At 62.2% G+C, this 20,761-nt stretch carries 16 protein-coding genes and 1 pseudogene; 6 read left to right on the top strand and 11 right to left on the bottom strand.

Annotated elements, in window-relative coordinates; genetic code table 11:
- Positions 1–6: 6 nt before the first annotated feature.
- Both hypB and PAB09_RS05480 read right to left on the bottom strand, forming a co-directional pair.
- Positions 7–861, bottom strand: a complete 855-nt coding sequence (hypB, locus tag PAB09_RS05485) for a hydrogenase nickel incorporation protein HypB (protein WP_271035015.1) — start codon at positions 859–861, stop codon at positions 7–9.
- Between the two features lie 151 nt (positions 862–1,012).
- On the bottom strand, positions 1,013–1,384 hold the full coding sequence (locus tag PAB09_RS05480) for a hydrogenase maturation nickel metallochaperone HypA/HybF (RefSeq protein ID WP_271035282.1): 372 nt from the start codon (positions 1,382–1,384) through the stop codon (positions 1,013–1,015).
- Between the two features lie 576 nt (positions 1,385–1,960).
- Here PAB09_RS05480 and hypF point away from each other — a divergent pair.
- Complete coding sequence (hypF, locus tag PAB09_RS05475; RefSeq protein WP_271035014.1) at positions 1,961–4,297, top strand: carbamoyltransferase HypF; 2,337 nt, start codon at positions 1,961–1,963, stop codon at positions 4,295–4,297.
- Between the two features lie 72 nt (positions 4,298–4,369).
- On the opposite strand, the gene hypE is transcribed toward hypF, so the two are convergent.
- Positions 4,370–5,464, bottom strand: a complete 1,095-nt coding sequence (gene hypE, locus PAB09_RS05470) for a hydrogenase expression/formation protein HypE (RefSeq protein WP_271035013.1) — start codon at positions 5,462–5,464, stop codon at positions 4,370–4,372.
- 414 nt (positions 5,465–5,878) lie between these two features.
- Between hypE and PAB09_RS05465 the strand changes: the two genes are divergently transcribed.
- Entirely contained in the window at positions 5,879–6,148 is a 270-nt protein-coding gene (locus tag PAB09_RS05465; RefSeq protein WP_271035281.1) for a HypC/HybG/HupF family hydrogenase formation chaperone, read from the top strand.
- 62 nt (positions 6,149–6,210) lie between these two features.
- A complete protein-coding gene (hypD, locus tag PAB09_RS05460) occupies positions 6,211–7,350 on the top strand; it encodes a hydrogenase formation protein HypD (RefSeq protein WP_271035012.1) in 1,140 nt (379 codons plus the stop codon).
- Here the strand turns inward: hypD and PAB09_RS05455 are convergent.
- Positions 7,347–8,564: an MFS transporter gene (locus tag PAB09_RS05455; RefSeq protein WP_271035011.1), complete on the bottom strand. Its 1,218-nt coding sequence runs from the start codon at positions 8,562–8,564 to the stop codon at positions 7,347–7,349. The genes hypD and PAB09_RS05455 overlap by 4 nt on opposite strands.
- Positions 8,565–8,791: 227 nt before the next feature.
- On the opposite strand from PAB09_RS05455, the gene PAB09_RS05450 reads away from it, so the two are divergent.
- Positions 8,792–9,328: a hypothetical protein gene (locus PAB09_RS05450; protein ID WP_271035010.1), complete on the top strand. Its 537-nt coding sequence runs from the start codon at positions 8,792–8,794 to the stop codon at positions 9,326–9,328.
- Between the two features lie 145 nt (positions 9,329–9,473).
- Here PAB09_RS05450 and PAB09_RS05445 read toward each other — a convergent pair whose 3' ends face one another.
- From PAB09_RS05445 to PAB09_RS05415, 7 genes and pseudogenes are all read right to left on the bottom strand, one after another.
- The gene (locus PAB09_RS05445) at positions 9,474–10,688 is read right to left on the bottom strand and encodes an ATP-binding cassette domain-containing protein (protein ID WP_271035009.1); all 1,215 of its coding nucleotides are present in this window, start codon (positions 10,686–10,688) and stop codon (positions 9,474–9,476) included.
- Positions 10,685–11,410: an energy-coupling factor transporter transmembrane component T gene (locus tag PAB09_RS05440; protein ID WP_271035008.1), complete on the bottom strand. Its 726-nt coding sequence runs from the start codon at positions 11,408–11,410 to the stop codon at positions 10,685–10,687. Before PAB09_RS05440 ends, PAB09_RS05445 begins: the two co-directional genes overlap by 4 nt.
- A gap of 71 nt (positions 11,411–11,481) precedes the next feature.
- Positions 11,482–12,212: pseudogene (locus PAB09_RS05435) on the bottom strand (ECF transporter S component).
- Between the two features lie 303 nt (positions 12,213–12,515).
- Positions 12,516–13,466 (bottom strand): nucleoside hydrolase, encoded by a 951-nt coding sequence (locus tag PAB09_RS05430; protein WP_271035007.1) that lies wholly within the window; start codon positions 13,464–13,466, stop codon positions 12,516–12,518.
- Between the two features lie 75 nt (positions 13,467–13,541).
- Positions 13,542–14,495, bottom strand: coding sequence for a hypothetical protein (locus PAB09_RS05425; protein WP_271035006.1), 954 nt, complete (start codon positions 14,493–14,495; stop codon positions 13,542–13,544).
- Between the two features lie 171 nt (positions 14,496–14,666).
- Positions 14,667–15,500 carry a (2Fe-2S)-binding protein gene (locus PAB09_RS05420; protein WP_271035005.1) on the bottom strand — a complete coding sequence of 278 codons (834 nt, stop codon included), beginning with the start codon at positions 15,498–15,500 and terminating at the stop codon, positions 14,667–14,669.
- An 83-nt stretch (positions 15,501–15,583) separates the two neighbouring features.
- On the bottom strand, positions 15,584–17,161 hold the full coding sequence (locus tag PAB09_RS05415; RefSeq protein WP_271035280.1) for a carboxylesterase/lipase family protein: 1,578 nt from the start codon (positions 17,159–17,161) through the stop codon (positions 15,584–15,586).
- 979 nt (positions 17,162–18,140) lie between these two features.
- On the opposite strand from PAB09_RS05415, the gene PAB09_RS05410 reads away from it, so the two are divergent.
- Together PAB09_RS05410 and PAB09_RS05405 are read left to right on the top strand one after the other, a co-directional pair.
- The gene (locus PAB09_RS05410) at positions 18,141–18,950 is read left to right on the top strand and encodes a shikimate 5-dehydrogenase (protein ID WP_271035004.1); all 810 of its coding nucleotides are present in this window, start codon (positions 18,141–18,143) and stop codon (positions 18,948–18,950) included.
- A gap of 726 nt (positions 18,951–19,676) precedes the next feature.
- Positions 19,677–20,510 (top strand): hypothetical protein, encoded by an 834-nt coding sequence (locus PAB09_RS05405; RefSeq protein ID WP_271035003.1) that lies wholly within the window; start codon positions 19,677–19,679, stop codon positions 20,508–20,510.
- The last annotated feature ends 251 nt before the right edge of the window (positions 20,511–20,761 follow it).

The raw sequence follows: 20,761 nt of genomic DNA, 5'->3' as shown, positions 1-20,761 counted from the left end.
CCCCCGCTAGGCGGATACTTCCTGCAACCAGGCATACCAGCGATCCAAGCCCTCACCCGTCTTGGTGGAGACTTCGATGATCTCGGCATTCGGATTAACCTGTCGGATGTTTTTCTTAAAAAGATCCATATCAAAATCGAGGTACGGCAACAGGTCAATCTTGTTGATGACCACAACCTCCACGCTGCGGAACATCACCGGGTATTTCAGCGGTTTGTCCTCGCCCTCGGTCACGGAGGCCACCATCGCCTTCTTCTGCGCGCCGACCTCAAACTCCGCCGGGCACACGAGATTACCCACGTTTTCAATCAGCACCACATCGAGGGTGGAAAGGTCGAGCCCTTCCAAGGCATGGGCCACCATCGGCGCGTCGAGGTGGCATTCACCGCCGAAGCCATTGCCGGTGTTGAGCAGGGACACCTGCGCGCCGAACCCGCGCAAACGATCGGCATCGAGCGCGGTTTCAATATCGCCTTCGACCACGCCAAAGCGCACCTTTTCCCCCAGCTCCTGCAGGGTCTTCTCCAACAGCGTCGTCTTGCCGGCCCCCGGCGAACTCATGACGTTAATCGAGGTCACCCCGTGCTCCTCGAATGCCGCCTGGTTGCTTGCCGCCCTGCGATCGTTTTCGGAGAAGATATCCTCGAGTACCTCAATGCGCTCGCGGCCGGTCTCATAACCGGAGTGGTCGCCGACATCGTAATGCTCGTGCTCATGGTCATGTGCATGCGGGTGCTCATGATCGTGCACATGATCATGATGATCATGGGCGTGACTGTGGCTGTGGACGTGGCCGTGGCCGTCATGGTCGTGCTCGTGAGAGTGAACAGTCCCGTCGTCGTGGCGATGAAAACGTCCCATGATAAAAAAAACTCACTTTCTTCTTCGAGTTAAAGCGCGACATAGCGGCGCTTTCTTTAGGCGGTCATAGGCGCCGTGTGAATACCGGCGGCGCGGGCGCACCGGAGGGTGCTGGGAGCTTGGGTGCTGGGTGCTGGGTGCTGGGTGCTTGTTAGTCTCGTGCTTTTCCTACCCGTTCATCATCTTCGGCTCGTGGCGGATTTTCGCTAGCTGCTGCAGCCACCGCATCCACCTCCAAGTCAACTACCTGGAATTCTTCGCCCTGGATGACCGTGGTGGGCTGCTCACACAAGGGGCAGCCTAGGTCGAGGTAGGCATGCGGATCCAGCGTTGTGCGATGCCCCGCCGCGCACTCGATGACACCGGGACGCCAGTCAATGGCAAGGCGGGCGCCCTCGAGGGCGGTGCCGGCGGTGACAAATCCCCACGCATATTCCATCGAGGTGGGAACCACCTGGCGCAACGCGCCGATGCGAAGGTTAATCACCCGCACTTTCCTGCCCTGTGCAGCCCTGGTGACCACACCAGCTAACTGCGTACTCAAAGCCACTTCGTGCACGATTCCCAAACTACTCCATCCCACATGAAGCCTTCACCACTTCGCCACCCAACGCCCCCGCCTCCCTTTTACCCCGCCGCCGGTCACCCAGCTCGCACTAGCGCGGAAAGGGATCACTGCGTTGCCTAAATTGCCACGCAGACTCCTGCAGTGCTGGCACCTGAGTTAAGGTGCGCTGAGACCTCAGTTAGGGTGCGCTGGCACCTGAACTAAGGTGCAATCTTATTTCTTGGCGCCGTGGTTATTCCTTGTGGGTCCTCGACCAGCATTGTGATCGCGCCGTGTCCGCGCAGTACTCGCGCAGTACTCGCGCAGTACTCGCGCAGTGTCTGCACTGCACTCGCACCGTTGCCGCGCTATGTCCGCGCAACGCCCGCTCTGTTCCGGCGCTGTTCCGGCGCTGCTCCGGCACAGTGCCCGCAGCGCCGGGCCTTCTGACGGCTAGGTTCAGCGCGGTTGAATTCCTAGTTCGCTTCGAACGCCCGACCAAGCCACGCACGGGACTAAGGTTGTGTCGGTTTAAGCTTGAGAACATGAGTTGTGCTGCCAACCCTTTACGGGCGCAAGGGGATTCAGATGGATAAGGGCCTTACTCGCTACGCGCTCACGCTCACCGGGGTCGTCCAAGGTGTCGGGATGCGCCCGCATGTGGCCAAGGTGGCCAGGGAATGTCAGGTCACCGGCTGGTGCGGCAACAATGACATCGAGGTCTTCATCGAGGCCCAAGCACCGCGCGAGGTCCTCGATCACTTCCTAGCAACGCTTATGGCCACGCTGCCGCCCCTGGCGCAGGTGGTCGACGTCGTCAAGCAGAACATACCTGTCCGGGAGGAAACCGGATTCACGATTGTGGCCTCCACACACATCCCCGGCGCGCGCACGCTCATCCCGCCGGACGTGGCCCCGTGCGAGGACTGCCTGCGAGAATTTCATGACCCTACCAACCGCCGCTACCACTATCCCTTTATCACCTGCACCAACTGCGGGCCGCGGCTATCCATCATCGAACAACTGCCCTACGATCGGCCAGCCACCACGCTGAAGGTCTTCGACATGTGTCCGGCTTGTGCGAAGGAATACAGCGATCCAAACGACCGCCGCTACCACGCACAGCCAATTTCTTGCCCCGACTGTGGGCCACACCTGTGGTTCGAACGCGCAGGTGCCCCGCAAACAGGTGCAGCGCCGGTGGAAAGAAACCGTACGCAACAAGCCGCGGCGGCGATTGCTGCTGCCTGCGAGACGCTGCGCGCGGGCAAGGTGGTGGCCATGCGCGGCATCGGCGGATTTCACCTGCTTGTCGATGCCACCAATCCTTTGGCCATCGCCCGTTTGCGCGAGCGCAAGCACCGACCCCACAAGCCCTTTGCGGTCATGGTTCCCACGCTTGCCGACGCCCACAAGGCCGTCACCCTCACCCCCGCCGAGCAGCACCTTCTGGTCTCCCCCGCCCGACCCATCGTCATCGCGGCCGCAACCGGGTATCTGCCCGAAGAGATCGCGCCGGGGCTAGGCGAGGTGGGGGTCGTGCTGCCCTATTCGCCGCTGCACCACCTGTTGCTGGAGGAATTCGGCCGCCCGGTAGTTGCCACCAGCGGCAACCCCAGTGGCGAACCGCTGGTGGCATCCATTCCCGATGCGCGGGCCTTGCTTGGCGATTTCTGCGATGGATTCCTCCTCCACGATCGCGACATCGTGGTGCCGGTCGAAGACTCGGTGTTTATGGGCACGACCCCGGTGCGCCGCTCGCGCGGGTTAGCCCCGTTGCCCGTACCGATCCCCGACCCCACAGGCGAGGTCGCCGAGGTCTTTGCCGTCGGCGGCGAGCTGAAGAACACCATGTGTCTGACCAGTGGAAACCTGGGGCATCTATCCAGCCATATAGGCGACATGAGATCCTTACGCGCCCAGGAGGTCCTCGAGCGCACCTTTGCGCAGATGACCTCCATGCGCGCGGTGCGCCCCGAAGCCATCGTGTGCGATTTACACCCCGGATACTCCACCACCAGTTGGGCGCAGCGGCTTGCTGAGCGCCTCGACGTGGAATTGATCCAGGTCCAGCACCATCACGCGCACGCGGCTAGCGTCCTTGCCGAACACCGCCTCGTGGGCACCCCCGCGGTGGTCATCGCCGCCGACGGCACCGGCTACGGCACCGACGGGCATATCTGGGGTGGGGAAATCTTTGGCGTCGATGAAAACCTCACCTTCACCCGGGCGTGGCATGTCCCAGAGTTTCCGCTCATCGGCGGCGACCGGGCCGTGACCCACCCCTGGCGCATCGCCGCGGGGATCCAAGCGGCCTATGGGCTTGACGACGAGCACACCACCGCTGCGTTTGCGCGGGTGGCCGACAGGGTAAATCCAGCCGAGCTCGCCTTGGTTCAATCCCAACTCACCAGTGGATTCGGCACTATCGCCACCAGCTCGCTGGGAAGGATCTTCGACGCCGCGGCCGCACTCGCCGGCTGCGCCGATAAGGGGCAGGCGGTCTCCTATGAGGCGCAGGCCGCGATGGAATTCGAACACCTAGCGCGCACAGGGACAGCCTCCCCAGATGACACAACCAGCATCGAGCATGCCTTCGTCGCGCTGGCCCGAGGCGTGGTCAAAGGGAACCTCCCGGACGCGGCACGCCAATTCCACCGCCACATCGCCCAGATTTTGGGGCAGGAGGCGGTGCGGGCTGCCACACAGGTGGATACGAACGTCATCGCGATCACCGGCGGCTGCGCGCTCAACCGGATCCTGGTTGGCGACCTCGCGGACTATCTCGACGCGCACGGCTATTGCCTGCTGCGCCACGAGCTCATCCCGCCAGGCGACGGCGGCCTGAGCCTGGGGCAGGCCGTGCTCGCGCGGGCAGCAAAACTCTAGGGGTGAAACCCCGCGCCGCGGCCGCAGCTGCGGGTTTCCGGCCACGCCCTTTTTGCTGGGAACCCGCAAGCCTTAGCAGATGCGTGGCAGCGGGTCACCGACCAACTTATCCACCATGCGGGTGCCGCCGAAGGCGGTAACCAGCACCACACAGGCCTCCGGCTTGTCAACGATGCGACCGACGAGCCTGGCCTCGGGCGCGCCGGCGTCTTTGACTGCGGCCAGTGCGGCGTCGGCACGCTCGGCCGGAACCACAGCCACGAAGGTTCCCTCGTTGGCCACGTATAAGGGATCGATGCCAAGCATGTCGCAGGCGGCGCGGGTCATCGGACGCACCGGGATGGCCTCATCCTCGATCACCACGCCTAGGCCTGTGGTTTCGGCCAGCTCATTCATCACGGTGGCCACGCCCCCGCGGGTGGCATCGCGCATCCACCTTGTTTCGGGCACCGCCGCGAGCAATGCCGCCACCAAGGAGGCCACCTCGCGGGTATCGGACTCGATGGGGGCATCGATGGCCAGATCGCCACGCGCCATCATCACCGACATGCCATGATCGGCAATCGGGCCGGAAATCAAGATCTTGTCGCCCACGGTCACCTTGTCGAAGCCCGGCACCCGCTCGGCCGGGATGACTCCCACGCCCGCAGTGGTGATGTACAGCTTGTCGCCTTTGCCCTTGGGCACGACCTTGGTGTCACCGGTGGCAATCGCCACGCCCGCGGCATCGGCGGCAGCCTTGAGCTTGAGAACGACCCGGCGCAGGGTTTCGATTGGCAGCCCCTCTTCCAAGATGAAGGCAACGGAGATGTATTTTGGTTGCGCGCCGGCGACCGCAAGATCGTTGACCGTGCCGTTGATGGCGAGTTCTCCGATGGAGCCGCCCGGGAACTCGATCGGGTTGACCACGTAGGAGTCGGTGGAAAACGCCAGTTTGCCGCCGGTGAGGTCAAGATCCATGACCGTGGAATCGCCGCCTTGGGCGAGCAGTTCGTTGCCGTACTCATCGAAGAACACGTGCTGCAACAGGCTGGCTGAGGCCTTGCCACCGGCGCCGTGGGCCAAGGTGACATGCTCGTCCTTCAATCGCCCGCCTCGGCGACGCACCCTGGCGATCGTCTCATTGACCTGATCCACGTCCTCATTCAGTCGGTTCTTCGGTTCCACCGCAACCTCGCTTTTTCGGCTTTTCTTATTCGTTCATTACCCTTTCCCCACATCGCACCTTCGGCAATCTTAGTCACCGACGTGGGGCGTCTCTTGCCATGTTAGTGCCCGCGGCTTCAGTGCTTCGGGCATTGGCTATCCAACACGAACTGTGCGGCGAGCATTGCCGAAGAAGGCGGCACAACGCGCAGGTCACCGCTGTTGATTAAAGGGGCTTGTCTGGGGAAGAAGGCCACGCCCACACCGCCTGCCACCGCGGTGATTGCGCACTGTGGGTCCAGCGGCGCCGCCGGAATAAGGGTATGAGCTGTCGCAGAATCAAGCCTCAGTGCGAGCAAAGACACAGCTGTGGCTTGGTGGGAGTAGAGTTTGGGGAAGCGTCACATGTCATATCAACCGAGCAAGGAGCAAAACGTGTGCCTAGGCGTTCCGGCCCAAGTCGTTGAGGTCCAAGACCCCACCCGCGCCACCGTGAGCATCGATGGCGTCAACCGCAAGGTGTCTACCGATTTGTTGCTTGCCGACGGACTCACCGTCGGCGACTGGGTGCTGGTTCACGTCGGTTTCGCGCTCAGCGTCATCGACGAGGAGGAAGCCAAGCTCACTCTCCAGCAAATCAAACAACTCGGTGGCGACACCTTCGAAGATGAGTTCGCCTCCTTTAGCGAGTCCAAGATCGAATAACCACCACATTCTGATCCTTCTTCTTTCCCCACCACCGCTTTGTCTCACAAGGTAGTTCACCCATGAAATTCGTTGACGAGTTCCGCGACCCCAAGGCCGCCCGCCAGCTCATCGAGCGCATCCAGGAGATGTCCACCAAGCTCGATCACCCCATCAAGCTAATGGAGATCTGTGGTGGCCACACCCACACCATCTACCGCTACGGCTTGGAAAACCTCCTCCCCGACAACATCGATTTCGTCCACGGCCCCGGCTGCCCGGTGTGTGTGATCCCGATGGGCCGAGTCGACGATGCCCTGTGGCTGGCCAGCCAGCCCGACGTCATTTTGACCACCTTCGGCGACATGATGCGCGTGCCCGGCTCCGACTACTCGCTCATGCAAGCCCGTGCTCAGGGGTGCGACATTCGCTTCGTCTACTCCCCGCTCGACTCGCTTAAGATCGCCGAGGAAAACCCGGACAAGAAGGTCGTCTTCTTTGCCGTCGGCTTCGAAACCACCGCCCCCTCGACGGCGGTGACCCTGAAATACGCCAAGGAGAGGAAGCTGTCCAACTTCAGCGTCTTTTCCAACCACGTCACCATCGAACCCCCGCTACGCGCGATTGCCGACGGTGGCGAGACTCAGGTCGACGGGTTCATCGGCCCAGGCCACGTCGCCACCGTCGTTGGCACCGAGGCCTTTGAGTTCCTCCCTCAGGAGTTCAACCTTCCGGTGGCCGTCTGTGGCTTCGAGCCGCTCGACATCTTGCAGGGCACCGCGATGCTCATCGAGCAGTTCGTCTCTGGCGAGGTGGCCAAGGGCAACGCCAAGGTGGAAAACCAGTACGCCCGCGTGGTGCGCCCCGAGGGCAACCCAGCCGCCCGGGCGCTACTCGATCGGGTATTTACCATCCGCGACACCTTCGAGTGGCGCGGTCTCGGCTGGCTGGACAATTCCGGCATGGGCATTAGCGAGGAGTTCGCCGAGTTCGATGCCGAGCGCCTGTTTGAAGTCCCCGGCAAACGCGTCGCCGACCCCGTGGCCTGCGAATGCGGTTCGGTGCTCACCGGCCACATCAAGCCCTGGCAGTGCAAGGTGTTCGGCACCGCCTGCACGCCCGATACCCCGATCGGCACCTGCATGGTTTCCCCCGAAGGCGCCTGCGCGGCCTACTACAACTTCGGGCGCCTGAATCGCGAGCTGTCTGCTCAGCTCACCTAGACCCGTGCGGTGCGGGTTTCCCTACCAAACAGCCACGCAATCGCGGCGATGGTGGAAATGGCAGCGCAAATAATAAATGCCGAGCCAAAGCCCACGGTGTGGGCGAGGCTACCAATCAGAATCGGACCCACGATCGTTCCCAGGTCTTGGGTCATTTGGTATGCCGCGACAACCTTTCCGCCCGAGCGCTCAGGCCCCACGATGTCAGCGATGACCGCCTGCTGCGAGGGATTGAGCAGGCCCGCGCCAAAACCCGCACCGGCCGAGACGGCCAACAAGGTGGCAAATTGGTGGGAGAAACCGAACGTGGCGGTAAAGGCCGCGTTGACAACGAGGCCTGCGATGATCAAGGGCCTTCTCCCGATGCGATCCGAAAGACGCCCCGAAAACTGCAACGCGACGGCATTTCCCGCGGCGAAGGCGGTCATGGCCAGTCCGGCGATGGCCGCACCATTGTCGAACACCGCTGCGGCAAAAAGCGGCACGGTGGCCACGCGGACACCAAAGTTGGACCAACCATTGGCAAACGCGCCTACGAGGGCGGCAAGGAAGGCGCGATCGTGCAAAACTCCGCGCACCGGAACCACAGGAAGTGCTGCACCACTGGTTGCGCGGGCGCCAATGGCACGTGGCATGCGCCACCACACCACGAACGCAGCCAGCGCCACCATCACCCCGTAGATGATAAACGGCCAGCGCATACCCAGCACAGACAGTGCTGCACCGATGATGGGACCGCCGATATTTCCGAACAAAAACCCGGACGCATACGCCGAGGAACAGCGGCCCCGGATCTCCGGCGGTGACAAGGAGATAATAAGCCCCGTCGCTGAGACGGTAAACATCGTCGAACCACAACCGGCCAGCGCGCGAAGGGCCAGCATGTGCCAATACTCCTGGGCACAGGCCACCAATCCCGTGGATAGCGCCACCAGGATCAGTCCGGTCAGATATACCCACCGGGATCCAAGTGCATCGATGAGTGAACCAGATGCCGGGGCGAAGAGAAGGCGCGTGCCTGCGAAAACACTCACCACCGCCCCCGCGGCCGCCATTCCAACGCCAAAACTGGTGGCAAACTGCGGGATGACGGGGGCAACCAGGCCATAACCTAGGGCGATAATGAACGCCGCGGCGACAAGAACCCAGACTTCATGCGGTATTTTCTGCGGGGCCGGTGTGCGCCCCGCAAGGGGAGTTTGTGTGGATGTCACTTAGAAAAGACTAGCCCCGCTCCCACTTATGGCGGTAGTTGTCGATTACCTTTCCCATTAATGAAAGCCACCGAAGCGTCCGCGACAGACGGGAATGGGCATTCGCACGTGCGCGCAGAAAACCCCACATCGTCCGTTCACAAATAGATGCCACCCTTCCCAATTTCGAACAGTTGTTCTATGCTAGGACCATGATGATGTCGCGCACCCACTCTAAGGTCGTCCCCATGAAGAAGGTATCGCTGTTTAACAGTCGCAAGCAGTCCCGTGAATCTCAATCTATGCAGGCTCATTCCGCAGCCTTGAATGCTGCTGCCATCGCCCAATCGATCGCCGCCTCGCACGGCGGGAGTCTGGATGCGGTCCGTTCGATCATTGCCCATCCACGTTCACTCGCCCGGCCGCAACCGCATTGGCGCCCACCGTCACATTCCCTGCCAGCCGTCCTCGGTCACGATGCCATCACGGCCACTATCACCAGGCACCGGATCGGGCCTCGTGTGCAAGCTCGCCTGCAGGGATTTGGTGAGCACCGTCCCGCCGCCTACCTCATCACAGCCCGCATGACCTCGCCCTCGGGGATGGATATCCCGCCACAGGTTGCCGAAGGCTGGGCGATGGCCATCGTTGGCAAGGAATTCAAAGAATGCGTACACGAGTTTGAATCTGCTACCACACCGACCTTCGTCTGGGTCGTTGACGGAAGCTTCCGCCCGCTACGCTCGCCTGCCGCCCTGTTCAGCGGATTACGCGCCGCGGCCTAGGCGCTTAACACCTCGCCTCGCCGCTGGCGCCGGTGATCCTCGTGCCTTCATGCAAAAAGGAACCCAGGTTCTCCTGGGGGCGCAGGGGTAAACAGGGCGTGGTGTGTACACAGGCTCCCCGTTGTAGGGAGGATGCCCTTCTCCTTTAGGCAGTCGATGTGGGGTTGTCGAGTACGGCTTCCGACACCTCCGCATACTGCGATACTTCAGCCATGATCTGCTCGTCGTGGCAGGTCATGATGACAGCCTGACCTGCCTGCAGTGCGTCGGCGATCATCTGGTGGAGATACACCCGGTCGGCCCGGTCAACCCCCACGTCGGGTTCGTCGAGGGCAACGATGTCCCGGCGCTGTCCCACCACCGCTGCAACCTGCGCCAGGCGCAGTTTGGATTGCGGCAAATCAAGGGGATGCGCATCCGGATCGATGCCGAGCCGGTCACGCCAGGCGGCATCGGGCAGGAACAGGCGCACGGAAGAACACACGACCTGATCCACGGCCCGCTGAGTTTGCAGGCTGACGCTGTAGCTCATGTCCCGGCGAGGACCGAGCCCCGCGAGCGTGCGAAGCAGGGTTGTTTTTCCGGCACCGTTTTCCCCCTTGAGCCACACGACGGCCCCTTTTCGAAGCCGAAGGTGGACCGGCTGGGTGGAAAAGCCCGGGGTTTCTTGGGCGCGCAAGTTCCACCAGCGCCTGCGCTTGTGCCCCCTCGTACCGCTGATCACACCCAGGTCGATGACCTCAGCCTGGTGATCTAGCTGCGGCGGCGTGACCGGGCTCGGCACCCGTACTTTTGCTGGGCGCCAGGTGCGCCGGGGAATCAAACCCTGGGCGTTAAGCTCGAAGCATTGGAAGCTTTCGCTGAGCTCGCTGGGGCGTTCGTGTGCCAGGATGACCACGGTACCGGGATAGGAATCGAAGTAGGCGGCAAGCAATCCCCGCGAATGCGTGTCCAGCCCGGCGAAGGGATCGTCGGCGATCACAAGCTTTGCGCCCAGCACGGCAACACACGCTATGGCAACCCGCTTCGTTTGCCCACCCGATAAGGCAGTGGGATGGTTTTCCGCCAAATCCTCAAGCTCCAAGGCTTGCATCACTGCGCCCACTCGTTGCTGCATCGACGCCGGGTCAACACCGCGCTGCTCGAGGCCGAAGGCAATTTCTTCGATCACGGTCTCCCGCAAGAATGTGATGTGGCTTATCGCATCCTGGGTGATCATCGTGGCATCGTCTTTTCCGCGGTACAGGCTCTCCCCCAAGCGGCTCAGGCCGGATCCCGAAGCCCCAAGGATGAGGCTTCGGCGGGCGGTGTGGAATGCTGCCTGCGTGACCACCTTGATCTCGTCTGGCATCTGGGTCATAGCCAACCGCCTGACTTGTAGAGGACGAGCACGATGGCACAGGCTGGCACGATCCAGCGCAGCGCCTTTTGGAACCGCGAGTCAGCTACCGGGCGCAGCACGGTTCGTCGGCCCGGCAAGCCAACCCCTGCCACCTCGACTGCGAGCGCACGATCGGCGCCAGTGAAAAGGGCCTGCACCATGACTGGTATCGCCACCTGGGCGGCTTTTTTCAATGGATTGCGGGAGGTGTTTCCCAGCAGAAAGTGCGCCTCATGAACGGTCACAATCGCCCGCTTCGCCTGGGGTAGAAACTGCAAGGCTGCGCCAGCGATGTAGGAAATCGAGGGATGCAAGCGGGTCGCCTGGAGTGCCTTCACTAGCTGCGGAATCGGCGCAAACGTCATGGCTGCCAAGATCGCCGCCATCAGCGCGAGAAAACGCAGCCCCAGTTCACCTGCCAGGAGCAGGCCGTCAGTGGTAATGAATCGGGCGAGGTGGTTGTCCCCAAAGGGCGCGTGCACGATCACCATCGACAAGGTGACGGGAACAGAAAGCGCGAGCGAAGTCCACGCGACGCCGAATCCGCCCGAGCCCACGAACCCCACGATGAAGGAGGCAATGACCACAAGCAGGGAAACCCAGGGATTGTTGAGCCCGAGTACCACAAGCCAGGCAGAAAACCCGGTGACCAGTGCCGTCAGCGGGTTAATGGTTCGTGATTCCTGAGTGGGGATGCTCATTGTTGCGGTGAAAGTGTGGTGGGCTTGTTTTTCTTCGTCTCAGTCTTGTTTTCTCTCCAGCCTTGAGCCGACTAGTCTTCGTCCCCGGATTCACCCCGTGGGGACAGCTGAGCAAGCGTGCGCTTGGGCAAGGCCTTGACCGTTGCCCACACCAATGCCATGACCAGCGCCTTGTCGAGCGGATCGGAGATAAACGACTGCATGGTCACCGACTGAAGCAGGGAATTGCCCATCTCGCGGAAGGCGGACACAATCGCGCCGGTGCCAACGCCTGCCGTGCCGCCGTAGACGAAGGCCGCGACGGGGCGGCCAGCATGCCGCAGACGATGCCGATGACGGCGCCGGAGACGATCGCGGTGAGCAGGTTACGGAAGGCTCCGCGCTTGACGGCCCAACCAGCCAGGGCACCCGTTGCGGCGCTGACCGCGGCGAAGGGCAAGGCGGCAGGGTTAAAAAGCCCCCAGACCACGGAGCTGAGCGCGCCGGTGACCAGTCCGCCGACCGGACCCGTGAGCGCGGCAACGAGGACGGTGCCCACGGAGTCGAGGTACAGCGGGATGCCGAAAGAGCCCACGATCTGGCCGACTACGATGTTGAGCACGAGCGCCATGGGAATCAGGGCGATGGTGCGCGTTGGCAGCGTCGGCAAGCTGGCGATCAGCAAGCACGCGGCACCGGCGACGTAGCCGACAAGCGTGATGAGTGCGGGTGCGCTGGCGCCGACGGAGTCCCATTCGGTGGGGCGCGCGATGACGAGGAACAGCCAGGTTGCCGCGATAATCAGCACGCCTGCGGCAATCAGGCCACGGCGATAGGTTGCGGGTCCGTTTGAGGTGGGTTCGTTGTTGGTTGTCAAAGTTGACTGTGACACGAGGGCTCTCCGCTTAATGAGTCAAGAATTCAGGAAAGAAAGAACAAAAATCAACGCTTGACCCTTGATATACGCATGAGTCAAACGCGTCCGCGCCACCCCTATGTCACCTCGGGAGGACGCACCGCACCTTCCACCACCGCGACATCAACAAAAAGACTCGCAGTGAATGAGGGCACAGCCTCCGAACGGTGGGTATCTTAGCACGCCCGACAATCCGGCATTCCCCGGCAATCACAGGCCCTTGTTGACCAAGGATGCAAAGGCGCGGCGCAACTCATCATGGGCGGCGTCGATGTCGGCGTCAGTAACTAGCCGGGCATTCGGCCTGCGCTGCCAATGCCCTTTGAAATCAGCGACGGTGGTGCCGCGCATGAGCGGGGAATCGCATTCAATGTCGACGACCGTTTGCGTTGCCTCAAACGGGATCCGCCCCAGCGCGATCATGCACGTGAGAAGGTCATGGATCTGAGCCTGATACCCCTCACCCTGCGCCTGGTGGAATTCGAAGTAGAACCTTAACGCTTCCGTCAACACCGCAGCCAACGGGTGCGCACCCAGGATCCCGGTAAGCTCGTGCAGCTCACCGGGCCCGATGAGCATTTGTTCGGTTACCCCGAGCGAACAAATGGTGATCGGGGTCGGGGTGTGTGCAAAGACCTCGGACGCTGCGTGCGGGTCGACCCAGGAATTCCACTCAGCCGTCGGCGTGGTGTTTCCGGGATAATGGTAGGCCCCGCCCATGAGTGTGACCTGCTGCGGGAAACGGTGCCCGCGGGCGTAGTGCGCCAGGTTTGTGGCGGGGCCCGTGACGATGAGGTGTGCTTCGGGGTCCCACACACGCTGCCAATCATCCTCGACTCTGGCATCGACGTCTGCGGGTGCTTCCCAGTACCCCAGACCGTGTGGGCCGTGCGTTTCTGGTGTGGTCACCAACGGTACGACCAGCGGTACGGGCTCCCCTGCCGCCACAGGAATCGACTCCAGCCCGCACGCGTCGAGCAGGAAGCGGGAGTTGCGCGCGGTGGTTGTGACATCGACGTTGCCCGCGGTCGTCGTGACCGCCAAAAGATTAATCTGGCCTTGCTTGTGCAAGGCCGCAAGGTAGACCAGGGCAATAGCATCGTCGATGCCGGTGTCGCAGTCGAGGACGACGGGTACGGGGGAGAAATCGCGGGAGTTCACAGGAAAAATGGTAGCCCACCGCCGCCTGCCGGTGCTGGTGGCTTCAAGGGAGGGTGGGCTTTGCTGGATGCGCTCTTAGTCCGCGGAGTCTTGGTCCCGGGCGTCATCTTCTAGGTCATCGTCGTCTTCCTCGTCATCGTCTTCATCCTCGAAGTCGAACAGAGCTAGGTCTTCGTCGTCGTCATCATCCTCGTCATCATCGAGGTCTTCCTCGAGGTCATCGTCGGAGAGGTCTTCACCATTATCGGCGCCCTCGTCCTCTTCGTCGGGGGACGCGTGAGAGATTTCGATATCATCATCGCCGAAGATGTCATACACGTCCGGCTCGTCGCCGAGGTCGTCTTCGAGAGGGACGAGCTGGGCCTCCCAATCCTCGGCCTGATCGGCGGCAAGCGATAAGACATCGAAGAGTCGATCAAAGTCGGTGAAGGAGCCGAGCTCGAGGATCTCGTCGGTGTACTCCCCCACCTCGCTGGCTACGTCATAAAACAACCGCTCGCGGTCTTCCTCGGTGAGCGTGGCCTCATCGTCCCAGATTTCCTCGAGGACCTGATCGACGATTTCGTCGAAGGTCTCCCCGTAGGCGACGAAGGTGACCTTGGCGGTAGGCACTCCTTCGTGGGCTTCTATTTCCACCTGAATCTCTGAGGTCTCGGTGACCTCGGCATGAACCACGTTGGCGTGGGTGGGATCCTGGAAAAACTCGAGATCGGCGATGCGTTCATCGGTACCCTCGAGCAGGTCGCGCAATACGGTAACCACCTGATCGGTGGCGATATGCTCAAGGACGGCAGCGACGGCATCGTCGACGGAGAACACCACAGACACCAACGCGGACTCAAAGGCCTCATCGTCCTCGTCCACGTCGGCGGCGGCAATATACACATTGGCGGCGGGCAGGTGCGGATCGATCTCCACGAACTGAATCTCCAGATCCGAGGTGATCGGCACGAACATCACGTCATCATTGACGCGGGACTCAATTCCTGATTCATCGAGTGCTGCAGCAAGGTCTTCAAAAAAGCTCATGATTTACGTACACGCTGCCTTCCGGGCGTTTGTGAAGGAAAAACACGGCCGCCATGGGTGCAGCCTAGGCACTAGCCTAGCCACATCCGCTATCTGTTGCCGTACGAAAACATAAAAACTTTCGGCCCCATGGGCATGAAACACCCGAGCAATTCGCTGAAATATTCCCGCCTAGAACCCTGCTGCGGCGCTGATAATTCCGGCGAGGCGCTGCTGCTTGTCCTGGTGCGGGCACGACGTGCACAGCCCGGCCTTCGGAGAGTGATAAATCATGCAGCAGCTCACGCGGTGGGAGAAGACAAATTCCGGCTCCTCGTCCTCGGCCACCTGGCCACCAGCGATCGCCTCGGGCGAGATGTCAGCCACCTGCTCATCGATGACCTGTGCAAACCGTGGCCGCGGCAGCGCCACTCCTGTGCTGTGGGCAAGCCCTTCCCACACGGACTGGGCATAGGCGAGCGCTGCGGCGGTCTCCAACTCTTCGTTGCCAGCCCCCATGAGCGGCTGGATGAAACCGTCTACCGCCACCGCCCACAACGGTGCGGAGCGCATCTTAGCGCAGGCTGCAATGTCTTCGATGAGGTCGGGGAGGAAAGTTCCAAGGCTCTCGCCTACCTCGAAGGCGGATTCCACCTGGTTGCTCGGGGCAAAGCCAAACCAGAAACCGGCGTCGTCGCGCTGGAAAAAGTGCCCGTTCCCGCCCGATTCCCGGGCACCGTCGAAGCCCGAAGCGCCAGCAACCGATAGATCGGCGAAGATCCCCTCTTGCACCATGAGTACCATGGAGGGGGCTACCACATCGCCGAGCAGGGTATAAAGCCACAGTTGGGCGGCATGTTTGTCGTTATCGAGGAAGAACTGCTGCTTGCCCGCGGCAATAGCCTTAAGGGTTAGCTCGGCCCAGGAAACGTCGGAAAGCACCGCCGAGGTAGGCGTTAGCGAGGGGGCAAAGCGCGGATGCTGGGCGATAAGGCGGGCGAGGGCGTGGTCGATGCTGGTGTTCACAGTGAAAAACCTACCCTCCTTAGACCCTATTCGGGGCTTCATTGCCACGACCTACTCCCCCACCGCCTACCTCGCACGCCAGGCTACCGGCCGGGCGGGAGCGCAACCGGGCCGCGATCGGCATAGGTGTCGTCGGCAAGGCCGAGCTGGACGAGCAGGTCGGGGCGGCCGGTACCCCACTCGCGCATGTCGTAGTTGCGCCACGCGCGGCGACGATAACGATTGGGATCATAGACGATGCGGCTGGTGGCATCGAAGACCTTCGTGGCCCTGCCCGGATCCGTATCCGTCGGGCGCACATACCGTGGCCACGCGTGTGCCGAACCGGGTGCCGAGTGGTGAATGAACTGCGACCAGTGGTACTGCATTTCATCGCGCAGCGCCAACAGCGCCTCCCGCCCGCTGAAGCGGTTGAGCGAGGACATTCTCGAGGCGGTCATGTCCCCAAATACGGGGGTCAGTTCCGTGGAATGCATCGCGCCGAGGCCCATCCAGCGCAGGATCGCCGGGGCGAAATCGAAGCGGTACATCCAGGTATCAGCAGCCAAGGCGTGCGCATTTGCCACCCGCATCGCAGGCGCCCAAAACACAGCGTCGGTCAGTAGCTCGGCGAAATCGCTGCGCCGCTCTGCGCCAGAATAGGCAGCCAGCACCCCGGGCGCGCCTGCTGGGTCGAAGGCCGCGAGCATGCGTTCGGCGGCCCGCCCGCGCGCGGTCTGCCGCAGGTAAAACCCCTTGGCAAAGGAAGCCTCATCCCCGTTGGTGCCGACCAACAGCGGGATCTTGTGTTGTTCGCCCTTGGCAAAAACATCCAGGGGATGATCGTGGATGATGCGGTGATCCACCGTCGGCGCATAGCAGGAATTCAATTGGAAAATCTCGCGCGTTCGCCACAACATCGACTGCCCGGCGCGCACAAGGTCCCCGGCTGGCAGGCGGCGCAGATCCGACAAGGTGGTCTCTGGCCCCAGCCCCAACCGGTTGTTGATGGCGTGGGCCCACATGGTGGATTGGGCCTGCGAATGGATGGTCGCGATCGGCGGGGATTGCGCGATGGCCTTGTGGAAAAGCCCCTTGGCCGACGGCACGCACATCAGCGTCAGCACCGCCGCCCCGCCGGCCGATTCCCCCATGACGGTGACGTTTCCCGGATCTCCGCCGAAGGCCGCAATGTTTTCCCTGATCCAGCGCAAGGCCAACAACTGGTCGTAGACCGCGGGGTTGGCAACACAGTCATCGCCGAAGGTGCGCATGTCCAGATAACCGAGCGCGCCGAGGCGGAAATTAATCGCGACGTAGACAACTTTCATCGACTCCGCCAGGTAGTGCCCGCGCAGGAGCTGCTCATGGGAGGAACCGTAGATAAACGATCCACCGTGGAAGTACACCACCACCGGCAGCACCTCGTCGGTATCAGGACGCACGATGTCCAGATTGAGACAGTCCTCGCTGCCGCGCAGGCGATCCGCAGGCCCATAGGTCGGCTGCAAGGCAACCGGGCCGTAGTTTCCGGCCGGGCGCACCCCCGACCATTCATTGGCCGGGTGCGGGGCCCGGAAACGGCCACTGCCACTGGTATCACGCCCGAACGGGATCCCCCGCCAGGTGCGCACGCCGAGCGCGATAATGCCCTCGACGCGCCCCTGGGTGGTCGCTACCACAGGTCCTTTCGGCTTCGGCGCGGTACCAGCTCCGGGACCGCGGTCACTACGGTGGCCAGAAAGATCGTGCCTGCCGGCACCGGATGCCTCTGCAACCACGTCAGCGGCCAAGGGCAGAGATGTCCGCGATAAGGCAGTAGCCGCATCCGGTACCGCCGCCCCGCCTGAATCGTGGGGCTTTCGCACCGCGCCGGGTTCGGTGATGATCGGCGCCTGGCGGGCCTGCTTGTCTTGGTCTTTGGTGAGCTGCTTTCTTTGTTTCTTCTCCAGCTTTCTGGCGTGCTTTCTTTCGCGCTTGTCCGCTTTCTTGCGCTTCTTTTCCACCCGCTGTGCCTGGCGCTGGCTTGCGGGCTGCTTGATTGCGTCCGCACCTTGGGAAGTGGCCGCGGACGCTTCTGTGTTGGCGGGGTTCGCTGTGACGATTCCCCGGTTGTCCACGGCGAAGGCGGCTTCGCGGGCGGTCTCGTCCACCTTCGCCTTGGCGCTGGTGGTGCCGAAGATGCGGGTGGGTCTTACCCGCTTGGGCTTGCGTGCTTGTGCGCGCGTGTCGGGTGCCTGATTGGAGGTGGCGTGGCGTCTTCCGCCCGCTGGTGCCGCCACCTGTGTGCCCGCCTTCTGGCGCTTCTGGGGGCTGGTGCCTTTGTTTTTATCTGCCATGAGGTAACACTTCGTGGATCCATTGTCCCGCCCGTAGTCTGCGTGCCGGGCCGCCGCCATTCATGCTTGCCGACGTCCACCGCGCCGCTACCATCGCGGCTTCGTGCATGTCTCGGCCGGTTTCTTCCCGCGATCCCATCTCCGCCACGACCACGCGGTGAGTGTCGGCCGGCCTGAATCACATCAGCCCGGTCATGCACACACGATGTGTGAGCCGGAATGTGTAGTTTTGTGCGATTTCGCCCGTTTGAATATCCGTTTGGGTGGGATTTTCTGTCCGAAGCCTTCCTACACCCCCTTTCTATCCCCTAGAGTAGTAAGCATGGTGAACATCGTCGACCGTGAAACTGTATTGTGCGTCTCCTTGGCCGCCCGCCCGTCCAACCACGGTGTGCGCTTCCACAATTGGCTCTATGACAAGCTGGGGTTGAACTACCTCTACAAGGCGATCGCTCCCACCGATATCACCCAGGCCGTTGCCGGCATCCGCGGGCTCGGCATCCGCGGCGCGGGCGTGTCCATGCCGTATAAGCAAGACGTCATCCCGCTCATCGACAAGCTCGATCCCTCCGCGGAGCGCATCAACGCGGTCAATACCATTGTCAACACCGACGGCGAGCTGGTCGGATACAACACCGACTACGTGGCTGTCGCCTCGCTTTTGCAGTCCCACAACGTCGATCCTGCGCTGAAGGTGGCCGTGCGCGGCTCCGGCGGCATGGCCAACGCTGTGGTGGCCGCCCTCGCCGACTACGGCCTGCAGGGCACCGTGGTTGCCCGCAACGCCTCCACCGGCTCTGCACTGGCCAAGCGCTATGGCTGGGACTACGCCACTGACGTTCCCGCCGACGCCACGATGTTGGTCAATGTCACCCCGTTGGGCATGAACGGCGACGCCGCTGACGTCCAGTCCTTTAGCGACGAAGAAATCAGCCGCGCTGCCTGCGTCTTCGATGTCGTCGCCTTTCCCGTGGAAACCCCTTTGATCAAGGCGGCCAAGAAGGCCGGCAAGCCCACTATCAACGGCGGCGAGGTTGTGGCATTGCAGGCGGCAGAGCAGTTCGAGCTTTACACCGGCGTCCGTCCCAGCAGCGAGGACGTCGCCGCCGCCGAGGAATACGCGCAAAGCTAGCACCGTTAGTCGAGGCTGGTTGCGTCCTCATCACTACTGTCACGCCGGTGATACCACCTTCTCCTACGTCGGTGGGTCACCGGCTGCAGCTATTCTGCCTGCCATGTCTCGGTTGCAGCAACGAAAAACGGCGCAGGTAAGCGTCGCAAAGCACAAGCTACGCCATCGGCGAAGGCGGCGTGGCAGGCCACCACTGACCTGTTCTTTTGCCATGCTCGCGGCGATAATCCCCATGACCTCCAGGCGATATACCCCATGACAAGGTGCTCAAGGCGATAGTCCTTATGGCGATCATCCGCGCGGCGAGAATCTAGGTGGGCGCAAATCAATTTGGGTGCAAATCAAGGTGGTAGTAAAGGCTGCACAACGCGGTACGTTATTCCACGATAACAATAGGGGATGGCACCTCCCTGTCGCCGTGTCCTTGCCCCCGACAACCACACCTCAGGCGGCACAGGGCCCTTCAGGCGGCACAGGATCACGACCGGGCGTCCAAGGGCGCGCACGCTAGCTGGTAGGTATCAGTGGGCGACACGCGGGGCGGATAAATGAGACGGGCGGTTGGTCACGGGGCGGATACGATTTCATTGCAAAGCCGACTCAAAGCCAAAAATTCCCATCCCGCCGGGAATCTTGGCCACCACCGGGGCGTTGGTTCAATGCGCGCAGCACCACGCGCGCATCCCGTGCCCCAAAGCACACGTACAAGAAGGGTTTGTGAGGAACATGGGTCTATTTGACCGCTTCCCCGCGCGCAAAGCGCACGATGTCAGCAACGGCAACGGCACCATCGAGCAGGACTACCCAGAGGTATTCCTCGACATCGAAGGCTCCGACCACGCACGGCTGGCCGAGGAATCCGGCCCGGTGGGCAAGGCGTTGATCGTCGCCTTGGATAAGGCTGCACACATGCAGTCCTCCGTGATCGTCAAGTACGTCGACTGGCTGCGTTCACGCAACCCCGATGCGACACCGGCCGATATCCAAAGGCTGCTGGACAAGCACTTCCTCACCATCGTCACCGGATCTGGTGCAAGTGCCGGCGCCACCTCGGCGATCCCCGGCATCGGATTTGTCACCGGCGCGCTGGCCGTGGGTGCGGAAAGCCTCGTCTTCCTCGATGCTGCCACCGTCTACGCCCTGGCCTCCTCGCACGTGCGCGGCGCGGACATCAAGGAGCCGGAACGGCGCAAGGCCCTCATCCTCATCGCGTTGCTCGGTTCCTCCGGCACCGCGCTCGTGGACGCCTCCATCGGCGGCGGCTCGCCAGCCGCGCTAATTTCACGACTCTCGCTCAAAAACGTCACCGAGGTCAACAATCGCCTGCTAAAGATGGCGATCAAGAAGGTCTCGAAGTCCGTTCGCCTAGCGTGGCTGGGTAAGCTGCTGCCGCTGGGCGTGGGCGTCGTGGTCGGCTCGCTTGCGAATCGACGCATCGCCGAGCGCGTTGCCGAACACGTACACACCTCGCTGGGTTCGCTGCCCCAAACCTTCTCCTCCCCCGCCCCGGACTACGTGGAGGAACCCGCAGCACAAGTCGGCCCCGGAACCCGCGGCTGATCACTTGCCCTCGTAACTTCCAGGTGTGGCGCGTTAGCCACACCTTTTTTACTTCGCATGCTTCTTGGGCTTTACTTGCTGGTTTTCGAATTAATGTCCGCAAGAATTCTTCGTGTCTAGCCCACACTCTAAGGTGGAAGAATAACGACCTTGCATTGGCTGCCCCTCAAGGCTTCGCCTGGCCACGGCGCTTATCATGCGGCCAGGCGAAAATAGGCGCAGATTCTTTTGCCGCCATGGGGCAAGAGCGA

The organism is Corynebacterium sp. SCR221107, from assembly GCF_027886475.1.
Taxonomy (GTDB): Bacteria; Actinomycetota; Actinomycetes; order Mycobacteriales; family Mycobacteriaceae; genus Corynebacterium.
Note: the sequence above shows the minus strand (reverse complement) of the source record. Positions and strands in the feature narration are given on the sequence as shown.